The organism is Pseudomonas sp. Marseille-QA0332 (assembly GCF_054950175.1).
In genome coordinates, this window is sequence record NZ_CM143106.1 from 2,437,090 (window position 1) to 2,453,109 (window position 16,020).

A 16,020-nucleotide genomic window follows, 5' to 3' on the forward strand; every position below is an offset into this window, starting at 1 on the left:
ACCTCCTTGATCACCTCAATCGAACAACGCCAGTGCCTCCGCGCTGCAAGCCTCGATCCGTGCCCAATCCCCGTTCCTGATCCAGCTGCTGTCGAGCATCCAGGTCCCGCCTACGCACATCACGTTCGGCAAGGCCATGTAGTTGCGCACGTTGCTCGCATTGACGCCACCTGTGGGGCAGAAACGGATGTCGCCAAATGGCCCGGCAAACGCCTTGATTGCGGCCACGCCACCCGAAATCTCCGCCGGGAACAGCTTGAAACGTCGATATCCCAGCGCATACCCCATCATGATTTCCGAAGGCGTGCTGACACCAGGCAATAGCGGCACGTCGCCCTCGACTCCCGCCCGGAGGATCTCCGCAGTGATCCCGGGCGTAACGACGAACTGCGCGCCAGCCGCTTGCACCGCGGCGAACATCCGACAATCGAGCACCGTGCCGGCGCCGATGCAAAGTTCGGGACGCTGCTCGCGCAGGACTTCGATGGCCTTGAGCCCATGCTCCGAACGCAGGGTCACTTCCAGCGTACGAATACCACCGGCAGCCAAGGCATCGGCCAGCGGCAGAATGTCCTGTTCGCGAGCGATGGTGATGACCGGCAAAATACGCGCCCGAGCGCAAATGCCGTCGATCCTTGCGGTTTTCTCGGCCATGGTGAGCAGCGGCTGAGGGCGTTCAAGCGTGGGCATGACGGAAAATCCTTTGGCTCATGGGCACCAGTAGATGTGCAGAGGGGCATGGAGAAACGCGCGGATCGGCATCTGTGCCGGGTCATCGCCTGCCAGCGCGGCACGCAGGGTAGCGAGTTTGCCGCGACCTTGCACGGACAGCGCAATGAACCGGGCACTGGCCAGCAGCGCGAAGGTCATGCTCAAGCGCTGGTGCGGCACGCTCGGCGCGATCATCGGCAGACAACGCCGGTCACCGGTTCGCTGCAGGCCAGCGCGCAGGTTCGGGCTGGCCGGAAACAGAGACGCGGTGTGACCATCGTCGCCCATGCCGAGGATCAATACATCGATCGGCGGTAGCTCGGCCAAGGCTTCGTCGGCCGCGTCGGCCGCCTGCTCCAGGCTCGCGGCCGGCCGGTACAAGCCAATGAATCGGGCCTTGGCCGCCTCACCCTGGAACAGATGACGGCGCAACAGTCCGGCGTTGCTGTCGGCATGCTCGACCGGTACCCAGCGCTCGTCGGCGAGGCTGACCACCACCTTCGACCAGTCCAGCGATGCCTGCCCCAGGCGCTCGAGGAACGGCACCGGGCTGCGCCCTCCGGACAGCACCAGGCTAGCTCGCCCAGCCTGCTCGATGGCCTGGCGCAGGTGCCCGGCCACATCGTTGGCCAAGGTCGCCGCGAGCGCCTCGGCATCATCCAGCTCGTACCCCTGCACGGCGTCCGGCAATTGCAGTTCAGATATCGCCATACCACGACCTCCCGTCACGTGTGATCAAGGCGATCGAGCTCATCGGCCCCCATGAGCCTGCCGCATATGGCCTGGGGGCATCACCGGCCTGCTTCCAGCCGGCGATCAGCTGATCGCACCATTTCCAGGCATGCTCGATTTCATCCTTGCGCACGAACAGGTTCTGGTTGCCGCGCATCACTTCCAGCAGCAGGCGCTCGTAGGCATCCGGAATCCGTGCACTGCGCCAGGCATCGGAAAAATTCAGTTGCAGCGGACCACTGCGCAAGTGCATGCCCTTGTCCAGCCCTTGCTCCTTGGTCATCACCCGCAAGGAGATGCCTTCGTCCGGTTGCAGGCGGATGATCAGCTTGTTGCCGATCTGCATGCGCTGCTCCGGCGCGAAGATATAGTGTGGCGGCTCCTTGAAGTGAATGACGATCTGCGACAGCTTGTGTGGCATCCGCTTGCCGGTACGCAGGTAGAAAGGTACGCCAGCCCAGCGCCAGTTGCGGATATCGGCGCGCAGGGCGACGAAGGTTTCCGTGTCGCTCTGGCTGTTGGCATTCTCCTCACCCAGATAACCGGGTACCGGCCGCCCATCCTGGTGGCCGGCGATGTACTGCCCGCGAACCACCCGGGCGCCGAGGTTCTCGCCAGTGATCGGCGCCAGTGCCTTGAGCACCTTGACCTTCTCGTCACGGATGCTGTCGGCCGAAAGGTCGCCAGGCGGATCCATGGCAATCAGGCAAAGCAGTTGCAACAGATGATTTTGCACCATGTCGCGCAGTTGGCCAGCCTTGTCGAAGTAGCCCCAGCGTCCCTCGATGCCAACCTTCTCGGCCACGGTGATTTCCACGTGGGAAATGAAGTTCTGGTTCCACTGCGTCTCGAACAGGCTGTTGGCGAAACGCAAGGCAATGAGGTTCTGCACGGTTTCCTTGCCGAGGTAGTGGTCGATGCGATAGACCCGGTCCTCGGGAAAATAACGAGCCACGGCATCGTTGACCCGCCGCGAGGACTCCAGGTCGTGACCGATGGGTTTCTCCAGCACTACCCGACAGCCGCGGGCCAGCCCGACATCCTCCAGGTGCTGGCAGATGACGCCATAGACGGCCGCGGCCGTGGCGAAATAGGCGATCAGCGGCGGCCCATCGGCCACTTGCGCGGCCAGCGCCTGGTAGCCATCAGGCTCCGTGAAGTCCAGGTGCAGGTAATCCAGACGCGCGATGAAGCGCTGCAGCGCAGGCGCGTCGAGATCGCCGGGTGGTACCTGGCGGCGCAGATGGGCTTCGATGCTGGCCAGGTGCTCAGCCGCCGTGCCGGATTCGCGCGCCAGGGCGATCAGGCGGGTGTCGGCGTGCAGCAGGTCGGCCCGATCGAGCTGGTAAAGTGCCGGGAACAGCTTGCGCAAGGCCAGGTCACCCAGGGCACCGAAGAGGGCAAAGGTGCAAGGTTCTACACTGATCGCAGCCATGATGTGGGTTCTTTCATGATTTTTACCTAGGAATACCGGTTAAGACCGGGCTTTTCAAGAATAATGTAGTAAAACTACAACATGAACCTGTACGCCTTACATACGAGTGGTGCGCCAGCGATGCCTGCAAGTACGATAGACCGTGCAAATAGCCGGCCGCTTCACGAGCCGGCCGTCCATCGACCCAAGGAAACACCATGGACCGCGTGCGAAATCTCCTGGAACAGATCCAGGGACGTCTCGACGAGCTGAACAAGGCAGAACGCAAGGTCGCCGAAGTCATCCTGCTCAATCCACAGCAAGCCACCCGTTTCAGCATCGCAGCCCTGGCGCAGGCGGCAAAGGTCAGCGAACCGACCGTCAACCGCTTCTGCCGCTCCTTTGGAGTCAGCGGCTATCCCGAACTCAAGCTGCAACTGGCGCAGAGCCTGGCCAGCGGCGCCGCCTACGTCAGCCGTGCGGTAGCCGCCGACGATGATCCGGCCGACTACACCCGCAAGATCTTCGGCAGCGCCATCGCCTCGCTCGACAGCGCCTGCCAGCAGCTCGACGCCCAGCAGGTCAGTCGCGCCGTGGACATGATGATCCAGGCGCGCCAGATCCACTTTTTCGGCCTCGGTGCCTCGGCCCCCGTGGCGCTCGATGCCCAGCACAAGTTCTTCCGCTTCAACCTGGCGGTGTCGGCCCATGCCGACGTGCTGATGCAGCGCATGCTGGCCTCGGTCGCGCATACCGGCGATCTGTTCGTGATCATTTCCTATACCGGCCGCACCCGCGAACTGGTGGAGGTGGCCCGCCTGGCACGGGAAAACGGCGCCTCGGTGCTCGGCCTGACCGCCGCCGGCTCGCCCCTGGCCCGGGCCTGCAGCCTGAGCCTGCACATCCCGCTGCCGGAAGACACCGACATCTACATGCCAATGACCTCGCGAATCATCCAGCTCACCGTGCTCGATGTGCTGGCCACCGGCATGACCTTGCGTCGCGGCGTGGACTTCCAGCCGCATCTGCGCAAGATCAAGGAAAGCCTCAATGCCAGCCGCTATCCGGTCGAAGACGACGATGCGAACTGAAGGCCCGCGCCGTCCAGGCCTTCTGTAGTGCCCTGGCTAGAACGAGGACGAAACCTTCAGGCCCGCGACCAGTGCGTTATCCACCTCATCGACAGCGCCTGGACTCTTGATGTATTGCAGGTTCGGCCGCACCGTCAGCCAGTCGGTCACATGGAAGCCGTAGTACAGCTCGGCGTTGTACTCGCTGCGCTGTAGCGGCCGGAACCGAGGATCGTGGTAGTCCTCGAGGCCGTCGCGCGCATTGAGCAGTCCAGCCCGCTTGCGTACGTCGTCATTGACATGGATGCGGGCGATGCCAAACCCGATCGCGTCCTTGGGTCGGGCATCGAAGGCGCCCTTGTATACCAGGCCGACCTGCTGATAGCTGTCGACCACATTGGTGGTCTTGTCGTGCCGCGTGAAGTTGGCGAACAGGCTCAGGCCGCGGCTGGCGTCCGAAGCATGCGCGGTGACCTGCTGCTGCGCGACGACCCACCAGCCATGCTTGCCGGAGCGGGACTTGAACGGCTTGCCGGTCAACGCCTGGGGCTGCCCATCGATGTCCTGGTACAGGTCATCGGCCGAGGCGCTGCTGTGGTAATAGCCCAACCGGTACTCGCCCGGCAGGCCGGCAAGCCTGGGCGACCAGACCAGTTCCACCGGCACGATGGTACCCCTGGTGCCACTGCCGCTGAGCTTGAAGCCATTGCCGGTCTCGAGGTTCGAAGGGTTCTGCTCGAACGCGCCTACCTGGGCGAAGAGTTGCGGGGTCAGGTCGTACTTGAGCCTCAGCGCCCACTGACTGACCGGCCAGTTGTACCAGATGCCACCGACCCAGTTGCCCACCTGCGAGCCGCAGAACGCCAGGTTCTGGAAATCGCAGGGGAAAGCATTGAACTCCTCGCCCGGGCCGAACCGACCGAGCTTCACGTCCAGGGCGCCATCGAAGTATCGCTGCCTGAACCACATCTGCGTCAGCCGCCAGGTCTGCCCTCGACCCCAGACTTCCTGCACGGAGCTCAGATGCCCTGCCCGCGGATCAGCGATACGGTCATTGGACAGGTTGCGTCCGCTGCGCTCGGTCACCGACAGCTTGAATTCAGCGGCCTGCCAGCCCAGGATCTTCTGCAGGTCCAGGTGCATGCCCAAGGCGAACTGGTCGCTGTAGCGCGCCGTGCGGTCATGGTTGTAGCCACCACGCAGATTGCTCGCCACCTCGCCCACATAGTCCAGGCCGAAGTCGTAGCCCTTGTCCAGCAACTCGGTGCGTGCCCCTCCCCAGTCCCCGCTCATCCACCTGGACTGCGCGGAAAACGCTTCGTGCGCCTGCGTGCCGCCGGCCGCCAGGGCCAGCAGACCCGCACATCCCAGGATCCCCATGCGTTTGCAATAGTGCATCGTTACTTTCCTCTTCTTGTTATTTGCTCCACGGCATTTCAGCGCTCAGCCTGGCGGCTCGTTTCGCCCTGCTTGCCAGGCTGATCGGCTGGCAGCCGCAGGCGCTCGCCGCTGTCGGCATCGAACAACAGGACCTTGCCTGGATCGAGCTGCAGATCGAGTGCATCCCCGGCCTGACAGGCGATATCCGGGGCCAGACGGCAGCAGACCTTGGTCTGGTTGAGCGTCACGAACGCCAGCAGGTCCGGCCCGGTAGGCTCGGTGATCTCGACCGTGGCGCGGATGTGCGCCAACGAGCTGCCCTGTTCCGCGCCAGTGCCTATTTGCTCCGGCCGCACGCCAAGGATGACCTGGCGACGCGCCAGGGCGCCCGCGCATGACCCAAGGGGCAGCTCGTAGCGCGACTGCCCGCTGTCGAGCAGCGCCACCAGGTAGCCCTCGCGTTGCAACAGTTCGACCGGAATGAAATTCATCGGCGGCGAGCCGATGAAGCTCGCGACGAACAGGTTGGCCGGATCCGAATAGATCTGCCGTGGCGTGCCGAACTGCTGGATGACCCCGTCCTTCATCACCGCGACCTTGTCCCCGAGGGTCATCGCCTCGATCTGGTCATGGGTGACGTAGACCGTGGTGGTCTTCAGGCGCTGGTGCATCAGCTTGATCTCGGTGCGCATCTCCACGCGCAGCTTGGCGTCGAGGTTCGACAACGGCTCGTCGAACAGGTAGATCTTCGGACGCCGCGCCAGTGCCCGCCCCATGGCGACCCGCTGCTGCTGCCCGCCGGACAGCTGGCCCGGCTTGCGTGCCAGCAGGTGTTCGATCTGCAGCAGCCGGGCCACTCGCTGGACCTCCTGGTCGATCGCAGCCTTGGACAGCTTGCGGATCTTCAGCCCGAAGGCGATGTTGTCGCGCACGCTCATGGTCGGATACAGCGCATAGGACTGGAAGACCATGGCGATGTCGCGATCCTTGGGGCTCATGCCGCTGATGTCGGCGCCGTCGACCAGGATTTCGCCGCCACTGATGTCATCCAGTCCGGCGATGCAGTTCATCAGGGTCGACTTGCCGCAACCGGACGGGCCGACCAGGATCAGGAACTCGCCGGACTGGATGGCCAGGTCGATGGCTTTGAGCGTGTCCGGCAGGCCGCTGCCGTAGCGTTTGTTGACGTTGCGTAGTTCGAGCCGTGCCATGTGTTATCCCTTGACCGCGCCGGCGGTCAGGCCGCGCACGAAGTATTTGCCGGCCACGACATAGACCAGCAGGGTCGGTAACCCGGCGATCAGTGCCGCTGCCATGTCCACGTTGTATTGCTTGACGCCGGTGCTGGTGTTGACCAGGTTGTTCAGCGCCACGGTGATCGGCTGGGCATCGCCGCTGGAGAACACCACGCCGAACAGGAAGTCGTTCCAGATCTGGGTGAACTGCCAGATCAGGCAGACCATGATGATCGGCACCGACATCGGCAGCAGGATCCGCGCGAAGATGGTGAAGAACCCTGCCCCATCCAGTCGGGCCGCCTGCACCAGGGCATGGGGCACGCTGCAGAAGTAGTTGCGGAAGAACAGCGTGGTGAAGGCCAGGCCATAGACCACATGGACCAGCACCAGTCCGGTGGTGCTGCTGGCCAGGCCGAGCTTGCCTAGGGTGAAGGAGGCTGGCAGCAGGACGCTCTGGAACGGCAGGAAGCACCCCAGCAGCAAGAGGCCGAAGAACAGCTGCGAGCCTCTGAAGCGCCACATCGACAGGACATAGCCGTTGAGCGCGCCAATGAGCGTCGACAACAGCACAGCGGGCACGGTGATCTTCACCGAGTTCCAGAAGTGTCCGCCCACCGTGTCCCAGGCCTTCAGCCAGCCGATGCCGGTGACCACGTCCGGCCAGCTGAGCAGGTTGCCGGCGCGGATGTCTTGCGCGGACTTGAAGCTGGTCAGCAGCATGACCACCAGCGGTATGAGGTACAGGGCGCAGGCTGCCAGCAAGGTGGCATGGATCGCCAGGCGTGCCGGCGAGCATCCGCGTCGGCTAGTCATGGCGCTTGCCTCGCAATTCGGAATACAGGTACGGCACCAGGATCGCCAGGATGGCGCCGAGCATCAGGATGGCGCTGGCCGACCCCATGCCCATCTGGCCGCGACTGAAGGTGAACGAGTACATGAACATGGCCGGAAGGTCCGAGGCATAGCCAGGCCCACCGGCGGTCATCGCAGCCACCAGGTCGAAGCTCTTGATGGCGATGTGCGCGAGGATCATCAGCGCGCTGAAGAACACCGGGCGCAGGCTGGGCAGGATGATCCGCAGATAGATGCGTGGCAGGCTGGCGCCATCGACCTGCGCCGCGCGCATGATCGACGGATCGACGCCACGCAAGCCGGCGAGGAACAGCGCCATGACGAATCCGGACGACTGCCAGACGGCGGCGATCACCAGGCAGTACACCACCCGCTGCGGATCGACCAGCCAGTCGAAGCGAAAGCCCTCCCAGCCCCAGTCGCGCAGCAGCTTGTCCAGGCCCAGCCCCGGATTGAGCAGCCATTTCCAGGCCGTGCCGGTGACGATCATCGACAAGGCCATGGGGTACAGGTAGATGGTGCGGATGAAGCCTTCACGGCGAATGCGCTGGTCCAGCAAGACTGCCAGCGACACGCCGATGACCAGGCTGATGCCGATGAACAGGCCGCCGAAGAGCAGCAGATTCTGGCTCGCCACCCACCAGCGGTCGTTGCCCAGCAACTTCAGGTACTGGTCCAGCCCGGCCCATCGGTAGTCGGGCATGAAGCTCGACCGGGTGAAGGACAACACGAGCGTCCAGAGGATGTAGCCATAGAACGCCACCAGCACGACGAGCATGCTGGGCGCCAGCACCAGCTTGGGCAGCCAGCGCTGTAGCGTATCCAGGGGGGAGGCCCGCAGCCGGGCGGTGACGGTGGTCATGTCGAAGGTGCTCCGCGGATCAGGAATGGCAGACAAGGGCTGGGACGCATGCACGCCCTACCGGGCTGCCTTGACCGCGGCGCCGAGCTGCCGCGCCGCCTTGACCGGATCGGCCTTCGGGTCGTTGAGGAAGTTGCTGACCACATCGAAGATCGCCCCCTGCACCGCCAGGGACGAGGCCATGTTGTGCGCCATGCTTGGCTGCAGGCCTTCACCCTGCTCGGCCTGACGAAAATCGTCGGCGGACTTCCGGGTGCAGGCATCGAACGCGTCCATGGCCATGTCCTGGCGCACCGGAAGCGAACCCTTGGCCTGGTTGAAGGCCGTCTGGAACGCCGGTTCCAGGGCGACCTTGGCCAGGTCGTTCTGTGCCGCGATGTCCTTGGGCGCCTTGAGCCTGAACATGGCCAGGGAGTCGATGTTGTAAGTGAAGCTGCCCTGGGTGCCAGGGAACGGAACGCACTGGTAGTCCTTGCCCGCGACCTTGCCGGCGGCGGTCCATTCGCTCTTGGCCCAGTCACCCATGATCTGCATGCCGGCCTTGCCGTTGATGACCTCGGCGGCCGCGACGTTCCAGTCGCGGCCGGCGCGGTTGGCATCCATGTAGGTGCCCAGGCGCTGCAAGGTCCTGAAGGCTTCGACCATGCCGGCGCCAGTGAGGGCCTGCTCATCCAGCACGACGAAGGCCTGGTGATAGCCCTTCGGGCCCATGACGCTCAGCACCACGTCTTCGAATACCGTGCTGTCCTGCCATGGCTGCCCGCCATGGGCCAGCGGCAGGAAGCCCGCCGCCCTGAGCTTGTCGGCGGCGGCGAACAGTTCGTCCAGGGTAGTGGGAATGCTGGCGCCGGCCTTTTCGAAGACCTCGGGGTTGATCCATAGCCAGTTGGCCCGGTGGATGTTCACCGGTACTGCGACGTAGTGCCCGTCGTACTTCATGATCTCGGCGACCTTGGCCGGCAGCAGCGTATCCCAGTGGTTCGCCGCCGCCACCTCGTCCAGCTGGGTGAGCAGGCCAAGTGCGCCCCACTCCTGGATATCGGGCCCCTTGATCTGCGCGGCCGCGGGCGGATTGCCAGCTACCGCGCGGCTCTTGAGCACGGTCATGGCCGCTGCGCCACCGCCACCGGCGACCGCGTTGTCGCGCCAGGTGAAGCCATCCTTCTCGACCTGCTCCCTGAGTGTCTTCAAGGCGGCGGCCTCGCCACCGGAGGTCCACCAATGCAGCACCTCCACGCTGCCTTTGTCATCCGCCAGGGCGGCAACCGGCAGGAAGGCGGCGACAGACACGGCCGCGGCGAGTCGACTGAACGTATTCATCGAAAACCCCTTTCTTGTTGTTATGCCAATCCAGCCAGGTACGGGTGACGCGGCCGGTCAAAAGCTGCTGGCAGTCTACCGAGAGCGCAATGGGCGCCAGGTCACGAAAGGATGGAGAATTGTCACCGGATGGTGACATTCACGTTCAGGCACCTGGCTCGCGCGGCAGGCTGAGCGTGACCCGCAGTCCGCCGCGCGGCAGGTTGAGCAGGCTGACTTCGCCGCCATGGCCATGGGCAATGCTGCGCGCGATGCCCAGGCCCAGGCCATAGCCCTGCTGGCGCCCGGCCAGCCGGACATGTGGCTGGAACACGTGCTGCATGCGCCTGGCCGGTACACCCGGCCCCTGGTCGTCCACTTGCAGGACGAAGCCGCTGGCACTGTCGAGCACTCGTACGTGCGCACGCTCGCCGTACTTGATGGCATTGTCGATCAGGTTGCCGATGCAGCGCCGCAAGGCCAGCGGCTTGCCCGGATAAGGTGCGATGGCCCGCCCTTCGAGCGTGATGCGTCCATCGCCCAGATACGGCTCGACGAGTATCTCCAGCACCTGGTCGAGATCCACCGGCTCGATGTTCTCGTGGATGTCGGTGTCCTTCACGCACTGCAGTGCACCCTTGACCAGCAGCTCCAACTCGTCGAGGTCGCGGCCGAACCGCGCCTGCAAGGACTCGTCCTCTATCAGTTCGACACGCAGGCGCAAGCGCGTGATCGGGGTTCGCAGATCGTGGGAAATGGCGCTGAACAGCTGCCCCCGCTCGGTCAGGTAGCGGCTGATGCGCTCGTGCATGTGATTGAACGCGCGAGTCACCTCGACCACTTCGCTGCCGCCCCGCGCAGGCAACGGGGCCACCTCGGCGCCCAGCGACATTTCTCGGGCAGCCCTTGCCAGGCGCTTGAGCGGACGGCTCTGCCAACGCACCAGCAAACCGATGAACAGCAGTAGCAAGGCACTGGTGACAGCCATGAAGCCTAGCTGCTGGCGTGGCAGGCCAGACGCTTGCAGCATGGTATAGGGCTCGGGCAACAGCGAGGCGATGTACAGCCATTCGCCTTCGGCCAGACGGATCTGCGTGACCAGTACCGGCGGATCGAGCGGATCGAGCGTCAGGGCGTAGTGGGCCCAGGAGCGCGGCAGCTCGTCGAGCCTCAGGCCGCCGTTGAACAGGCGCAAGTCGCTCGGGCTGACGAACGCCACGTCGATCTCGAGATCGGCGCCCAGGCGTCGATGCAGCACATCGATGAACGCATCGAGCACGATTTGCCTGTGCGAGCTGGCCGGCAGGCTCGGCATGCCCAGGGGCTGCGCGTTGAGCGAGACGAAGAAGCGCGTGCCCCCCATGTTGCGCAACTGCTCCAGCACCATGGGACGGTAGGCCACTGGCAATGAACGGAAATAGCTGACGCTGGCGCTCACCGAATAGGCCAGGCTGCGAGCAGTCGCCTGCAGGCCCTGCAACTGGCTGGCTCGCAGTTGCGGCACCCAGATCAGGCTCGATAGCCCCTGCGCAAGCACGGTCGCCAGCAACGTGAGCGCCAGCATGCGCCCGAGCAGCGAGCGCGGCAGCAGGCGCCAGCGGCGCTCAGCGCACCGGGCTGACATCGGCCGCCAGCAGGTAGCCGCTGCCTCGCACGGTGCGGATCAGGCGTGCCGGCCGATCCGTGTCACGCAGCCTTTGGCGCAGGCGGCTGACCGCCATGTCGACGATCCGATCCAGCGGCATTGGCTCACGACCACGGGTGGCGTTGCCGATCGTATAACGGTCGAGGATCTGCTGGGGATGCTCGAGGAACAGCCTGAGCAGGGCGAAATCCGCGCCGGTCAGGAAGACTTCCTCGCCATCGCGATGAGACAGGCGATGGCTGACCGTATCCAGGCGCCAGTCGGCAAAGGCCAGCACCGGGCTGGCGGCCGGTTCGCCGAAGGTGGCGCGCCGCAGCAGGGCCTTGATGCGCGCCTGCAGTTCGCGAGGACTGAATGGCTTGCCGAGATAATCGTCCGCCCCCAGCTCCAGACCGATCACCCGATCGACCTCATCGGAACTGGCCGTCAGCATGATGATCGGCACCCGAGCCTGGCGTGGATGCTGGCGGATCCAGCGACACAGGTTGAAGCCGTCGTCATCCGGCAGCATGACGTCGAGGATCACCAGGTCGTGACTGCGGGTGTCCAGCGCCTGGCGAAAGCCTTGGCCATCGGCCACCGCCTGTACCTGGAATCCGGCACGACTCAGGTAGGCCTGCAGAAGTTCGCGGATGTCCTGATCGTCGTCGACCATCAGGATCGATCGTCCGGCAGTACTCAAATGTTCCATCCCTTGAAATGCGCGGGTCTGCTGCCCGCTTGACCCAACTCAGTGCTCGATCGCCTGTTGCAGGGCGACTCCCGCGCCCAGCAATCCGGAAAACTCTGCGGTCACCAACCACACCGGAATGCCAGCCAGGTAATCACTCATGACGCCTTTGTCCGACAGACTGGCGACAAAGCCGCTACGCATGAACAGCTCGGCGAAGCGCGGGATCACGCCACCGACGATATATACACCGCCACGGGCACCGAGGGTAAGCACGCTGTTGCCCACCACCCGGCCGAAGAAGCGGCAGAACTGCTCGACCACTGCCAGCGCCCGTGGCTCGCCACCTAGCGCGGCGTCGGTGATGGCGGCTGGCGAGGCATGCCTGGGGACGTCGCCATCGAGGGCACACATGGCCTGGTACAAGCGCACCAGGCCACCGCCGCTGAGCACGTTCTCGGCGCTGACATGACCGAGCTGGACATGGATCTGCTGGTGAATCGCCGCCTCTCGCGCATTGCCCACCGGCAGGTCCACATGCCCGCCCTCGCCCGGCAAGGCCAGCCAGCGCCTGCCATCGAGGTGCAACAGGCCGGCCACGCCAAGCCCGGTACCCGGCCCGATGACCAGCGCCGGGCGCGACAGGTCGGCGTTCCCCGGACAGACCTCGAGGTACTCGCCCTCCTGCAGACAGGTCATCCCCAGCGCCATGGCGGAAAAATCGTTGATCAGCAAGAGCCGCTCGACCTGCAGGGTCCGGCAGAAAGCGCGACGATCGATGCGCCAGTGATTGTTGGTGAAGTGGAATTCGTTGCCGTCGACCGGCCCGGCGACGGCCAGGCAGACCGCCGCCAGCCCTCCCCGGGCAATGCCCTGGTTTTCCAGGTAGGCGCCGATGGCCAGTTCGACGTTCGGGTAATCGGCCGTCGCGAAGACCTGCACGTGGTGCAACTGCCGGTCTCGCCAGAGCGCGAAACGCGCGTTGGTTCCGCCGATGTCTCCTACCAGCAAGGCGCTCATGCGATCCTCTCCAGGGCCGAGGTAAAGGCGCTGGCACCCTGCTCGGCCGAGCTGAACGCCACGCGCATGAAGCCGAAGAGCTCGCGCCCGCAGCCCAGGTCGCTGCCCACTGGAGCGCTCGGCAGATCCCGGGCGGCCAATTCCTCGGCTGGCACCAGCACCTGCAGCGTGCCTTCGACGCCGTCTACCCGCACCCTATCACCATCGCGCACTTTCGCCAGCAGGCCGCCATCATGCGCTTCGGGGCAGACATGAATGGCCGCAGGGACCTTGCCCGAAGCACCGGACATGCGTCCGTCGGTCACCAGCGCCACCTTGAAGCCACGATCCTGCAGGACCCCAAGGAATGGCGTCAGCTTGTGCAGTTCCGGCATGCCGTTGCAGCGCGGCCCCTGGAAACGCACGACGGCGACGAAATCGCGCTCCAGCTTGCCCGCCTTGAAGGCTTCGGCCAGGGACTGCTGGTCGTGGAAAACCAGCGCTGGCGCCTCTACTACCTGGTGCTCGGGGGCCACGGCGGAGACCTTCATCACGCCTCGCCCCAGGTTGCCTTGCATGACCCGCAAGCCGCCTTCGCTGGAGAACGGCCGTGCCGCCGGGCGCAGGATGCTCTCGTCCAGGCTCTGTCGCGGCCCCTCGCGCCAGACCAGCCGGCCGTCGTCGAGGAAGGGTTCCAAGGTATAGCGGCGCAGGCCGCGGCCAACCACGGTCTCGACGTCCTCGTGCAGCAGTCCGGCATCGAGCAGCTCGCCGATCAGGAAAGCCATGCCGCCGGCGGCCTGGAAGTGATTGATGTCGGCCTTGCCGTTGGGATAGACGTGCGCCAGCGTCGGTACCACGTCGGACAGATCGGCCATGTCCTGCCAGGTCAGCTGAATACCCGCCGCCTGGGCGATGGCCGGCAGGTGCAGGGTGTGGTTGGTCGAACCGCCCGTGGCATGCAGGGCCACCACGGCATTGACCAGGGCCTTTTCATCGACGATTCGCCCCAGCGGCGTGTACTGGCTGCCAGCCTGGGTCAGGCGCGTGACCTGGCAGGCCGCCTCGCGGGTCAAGGCATCGCGCAACGGCGTGTAGGGGTTGACGAAGGAGGCGCCTGGCAAGTGCAGGCCCATCACCTCCATCACCAGCTGGTTGGTGTTGGCCGTACCGTAGAAGGTGCAGGTGCCCGGGCCGTGATAGGACTTCATCTCCGACTCCAGCAGCGCCTCGCGGCTGGCCTTGCCCTCGGCATAGCGCTGGCGCACATCGGCCTTTTCCTTGTTGGAGATACCCGACGGCATCGGCCCGCCAGGCACGAAGACGGTCGGCAGGTGACCGAAACGCAGGGCGCCCATCATCAGGCCCGGAACGATCTTGTCGCAGATGCCGAGCATCAGCGCGGCATCGAACATGTCGTGCGACAACGCGATGGCGGTGGACATCGCGATCACCTCGCGGCTGGCGATCGCCAGCTCCATGCCTGGCTCGCCCTGGGTCACGCCGTCGCACATGGCCGGCACCCCGCCAGCGAACTGACCGACCGAGCCGACCTCGCGCAGGGCCTGCTTGATCCGCTCGGGAAAGTGCTTGTACGGCTGGTGCGCCGACAGCATGTCGTTGTAGGCCGAGATGATGGCGACGTTGGCGGCGTCCATCAGGCGCAGCCGCTGCTTGTCCTCGACTCCGCAGGCGGCCACGCCGTGGGCGAAATTGGCGCACTGCAGGCCGGCACGCATCGGACCGCTGGCGGCCGCGCCATGGATCAGCTCCAGGTAGCGTTCGCGGGTGGGACGGCTGCGGGCGACCAACCGTTCGGTAACCTCAAGGATGCGCGGATGCATGTACGGGACTCCAGGCTGGCTGTCAGGGTTGTCTGGGCGTGTGCTCATGTCGACTGGATGCACCTCGGCGCGTGCCGCAAGGTCCCGGCTACATCATGAAATGAGACTTGCCCGAGCAACTTTTGTATGTTTAAAGAAAATTCAACCCAAATTTGGGCTTGCTTTCTATGATTCTGCAAATAATCTTGTCATTCCAACAACAAAATCGTTTCAGTAAGCTGCAATTGTTGCCATAGCTTCCATCAGTCCGCCAGAGGTATCGACATGACGCTTCGCATCGCCATCAACGGATTCGGCCGCATTGGACGCAACGTCCTGCGGGCGCTGTATACCCAAGGCTACCGCCAGGACCTGCAGGTAGTCGCCATCAACGACCTGGGGGACAACCAGATCAATGCGCACCTGCTCAGGCACGATAGCGTACATGGGCCATTCGATGCACAGGTCGAGGCCGACCACGACAGCCTGACCGTGCAAGGCGACCGTATCGCGGTGAGCGCGATCCGCGAACCGGCCGACCTGCCCTGGCGGGCTGCCGGCGTCGACGTGGTGCTCGAATGCACGGGGTTCTTCACCGACCGGGCCAAGGCCGCGGCGCATCTTGCCGCGGGCGCCGCCAAGGTGATCGTCTCGGCCCCGGCCAAGGGCGCCGACGCGACCGTGGTGTACGGGGTCAACCACGACGTGCTGCGCGCCTCGCACCAGGTCATCTCCAATGCCTCGTGCACCACCAACTGCCTGGCGCCGGTCGCCCAGGTACTGCACCGCACGTTCGGCATCGAGCAGGGCCTGATGACCACCATCCATGCCTACACCAATGACCAGGTACTCATCGATGTCAGCCACAGCGACCCGTACCGGGCGCGCTCGGCCACCCAGTCGATGATTCCCAGCAAGACCGGCGCGGCCGAGGCGGTCGGGCTGGTGTTGCCGGAACTGGCCGGCAAGTTGACCGGGATGGCGGTACGAGTGCCGGTGATCAACGTGTCGCTGGTGGACCTGACCGTGACCCTGGCTCGCCAGGCCAGCGTCGAGCAGGTGAACGAAGCATTCCGCCAAGCCAGCGACGCTTCGCCAGTGCTTGGCTACAACACGCTGCCCCTGGTCTCGCGGGACTTCAACCACGATCCTCGTTCGGCGATCTTCGACGCCAACCATACCCGCGCCAGCGGCCGGATGCTCAAGGTCCTGGCCTGGTACGACAACGAATGGGGCTTTTCCAATCGCATGCTGGACAACTGCCTGGCACTGTGGCGAGCGCGTTGAGAGCGATGCGTTGACGCGGTTTCGGCATTGGTCGGGGA

14 protein-coding genes are annotated in these 16,020 nt (G+C 64.7%); 2 read left to right on the forward strand and 12 right to left on the reverse strand.

The window, feature by feature from the left end; all coding sequences use genetic code 11:
- Positions 1-15: 15 nt before the first annotated feature.
- Genes ACY8GK_RS11320 through zwf form a run of 3 tightly spaced genes read right to left on the reverse strand, consistent with a single transcriptional unit; the run spans position 16 to position 2,878 of the window.
- Positions 16-690 (reverse strand): bifunctional 4-hydroxy-2-oxoglutarate aldolase/2-dehydro-3-deoxy-phosphogluconate aldolase, encoded by a 675-nt coding sequence (locus ACY8GK_RS11320; protein WP_196177839.1) that lies wholly within the window; start codon positions 688-690, stop codon positions 16-18.
- Positions 691-708: 18 nt separating this feature from the next.
- Positions 709-1,422, reverse strand: coding sequence for a 6-phosphogluconolactonase (gene pgl / locus ACY8GK_RS11325; RefSeq protein WP_196177841.1), 714 nt, complete (start codon positions 1,420-1,422; stop codon positions 709-711).
- Positions 1,409-2,878, reverse strand: coding sequence for a glucose-6-phosphate dehydrogenase (zwf, locus tag ACY8GK_RS11330; protein WP_196177843.1), 1,470 nt, complete (start codon positions 2,876-2,878; stop codon positions 1,409-1,411). Before zwf ends, pgl begins: the two co-directional genes overlap by 14 nt.
- A gap of 206 nt (positions 2,879-3,084) precedes the next feature.
- Between zwf and hexR the strand changes: the two genes are divergently transcribed.
- Entirely contained in the window at positions 3,085-3,948 is an 864-nt protein-coding gene (hexR, locus tag ACY8GK_RS11335) for a DNA-binding transcriptional regulator HexR (RefSeq protein ID WP_196177898.1), read from the forward strand.
- A gap of 36 nt (positions 3,949-3,984) precedes the next feature.
- Here hexR and ACY8GK_RS11340 read toward each other — a convergent pair whose 3' ends face one another.
- The 9 genes from ACY8GK_RS11340 to edd form a co-directional block, all read right to left on the reverse strand.
- Positions 3,985-5,325: a carbohydrate porin gene (locus tag ACY8GK_RS11340; protein ID WP_196177845.1), complete on the reverse strand. Its 1,341-nt coding sequence runs from the start codon at positions 5,323-5,325 to the stop codon at positions 3,985-3,987.
- A gap of 38 nt (positions 5,326-5,363) precedes the next feature.
- Positions 5,364-6,518, reverse strand: coding sequence for an ABC transporter ATP-binding protein (locus ACY8GK_RS11345; RefSeq protein WP_462401303.1), 1,155 nt, complete (start codon positions 6,516-6,518; stop codon positions 5,364-5,366).
- 3 nt (positions 6,519-6,521) lie between these two features.
- Complete coding sequence (locus tag ACY8GK_RS11350; RefSeq protein WP_196177850.1) at positions 6,522-7,358, reverse strand: carbohydrate ABC transporter permease; 837 nt, start codon at positions 7,356-7,358, stop codon at positions 6,522-6,524.
- Positions 7,351-8,259 (reverse strand): carbohydrate ABC transporter permease, encoded by a 909-nt coding sequence (locus tag ACY8GK_RS11355; protein ID WP_196177852.1) that lies wholly within the window; start codon positions 8,257-8,259, stop codon positions 7,351-7,353. Before ACY8GK_RS11355 ends, ACY8GK_RS11350 begins: the two co-directional genes overlap by 8 nt.
- Positions 8,260-8,316: 57 nt before the next feature.
- Positions 8,317-9,579: an ABC transporter substrate-binding protein gene (locus ACY8GK_RS11360; RefSeq protein ID WP_462401304.1), complete on the reverse strand. Its 1,263-nt coding sequence runs from the start codon at positions 9,577-9,579 to the stop codon at positions 8,317-8,319.
- A gap of 145 nt (positions 9,580-9,724) precedes the next feature.
- Positions 9,725-11,182 carry an ATP-binding protein gene (locus ACY8GK_RS11365; RefSeq protein WP_462401305.1) on the reverse strand — a complete coding sequence of 486 codons (1,458 nt, stop codon included), beginning with the start codon at positions 11,180-11,182 and terminating at the stop codon, positions 9,725-9,727.
- Positions 11,163-11,885 carry a response regulator gene (locus tag ACY8GK_RS11370; RefSeq protein ID WP_196177313.1) on the reverse strand — a complete coding sequence of 241 codons (723 nt, stop codon included), beginning with the start codon at positions 11,883-11,885 and terminating at the stop codon, positions 11,163-11,165. The genes ACY8GK_RS11365 and ACY8GK_RS11370 overlap by 20 nt, the downstream gene beginning before the upstream one ends.
- Positions 11,886-11,933: 48 nt before the next feature.
- Positions 11,934-12,893, reverse strand: a complete 960-nt coding sequence (locus ACY8GK_RS11375) for a glucokinase (RefSeq protein ID WP_196177311.1) — start codon at positions 12,891-12,893, stop codon at positions 11,934-11,936.
- Positions 12,890-14,716 carry a phosphogluconate dehydratase gene (edd, locus tag ACY8GK_RS11380; protein ID WP_462403015.1) on the reverse strand — a complete coding sequence of 609 codons (1,827 nt, stop codon included), beginning with the start codon at positions 14,714-14,716 and terminating at the stop codon, positions 12,890-12,892. Before edd ends, ACY8GK_RS11375 begins: the two co-directional genes overlap by 4 nt.
- A gap of 264 nt (positions 14,717-14,980) precedes the next feature.
- On the opposite strand from edd, the gene gap reads away from it, so the two are divergent.
- Entirely contained in the window at positions 14,981-15,982 is a 1,002-nt protein-coding gene (gap, locus tag ACY8GK_RS11385) for a type I glyceraldehyde-3-phosphate dehydrogenase (RefSeq protein WP_196177309.1), read from the forward strand.
- Positions 15,983-16,020: the final 38 nt, after the last annotated feature.

Excerpts from the sequence above, each read along its gene's own strand:
- ACY8GK_RS11320 (WP_196177839.1), bottom strand. The coding sequence starts at position 690 with ATGCCCACGCTTGAACGCCCTCAGCCGCTGCTCACCATGGCCGAGAAA.
- pgl (WP_196177841.1), bottom strand. The coding sequence starts at position 1,422 with ATGGCGATATCTGAACTGCAATTGCCGGACGCCGTGCAGGGGTACGAG.
- zwf (WP_196177843.1), bottom strand. The coding sequence starts at position 2,878 with ATGGCTGCGATCAGTGTAGAACCTTGCACCTTTGCCCTCTTCGGTGCC.
- ACY8GK_RS11340 (WP_196177845.1), bottom strand. The coding sequence starts at position 5,325 with ATGCACTATTGCAAACGCATGGGGATCCTGGGATGTGCGGGTCTGCTG.
- ACY8GK_RS11345 (WP_462401303.1), bottom strand. The coding sequence starts at position 6,518 with ATGGCACGGCTCGAACTACGCAACGTCAACAAACGCTACGGCAGCGGC.
- ACY8GK_RS11350 (WP_196177850.1), bottom strand. The coding sequence starts at position 7,358 with ATGACTAGCCGACGCGGATGCTCGCCGGCACGCCTGGCGATCCATGCC.
- ACY8GK_RS11355 (WP_196177852.1), bottom strand. The coding sequence starts at position 8,259 with ATGACCACCGTCACCGCCCGGCTGCGGGCCTCCCCCCTGGATACGCTA.
- ACY8GK_RS11360 (WP_462401304.1), bottom strand. The coding sequence starts at position 9,579 with ATGAATACGTTCAGTCGACTCGCCGCGGCCGTGTCTGTCGCCGCCTTC.
- ACY8GK_RS11365 (WP_462401305.1), bottom strand. The coding sequence starts at position 11,182 with ATGTCAGCCCGGTGCGCTGAGCGCCGCTGGCGCCTGCTGCCGCGCTCG.
- ACY8GK_RS11375 (WP_196177311.1), bottom strand. The coding sequence starts at position 12,893 with ATGAGCGCCTTGCTGGTAGGAGACATCGGCGGAACCAACGCGCGTTTC.
- edd (WP_462403015.1), bottom strand. The coding sequence starts at position 14,716 with ATGCATCCGCGCATCCTTGAGGTTACCGAACGGTTGGTCGCCCGCAGC.
- gap (WP_196177309.1), top strand. The coding sequence starts at position 14,981 with ATGACGCTTCGCATCGCCATCAACGGATTCGGCCGCATTGGACGCAAC.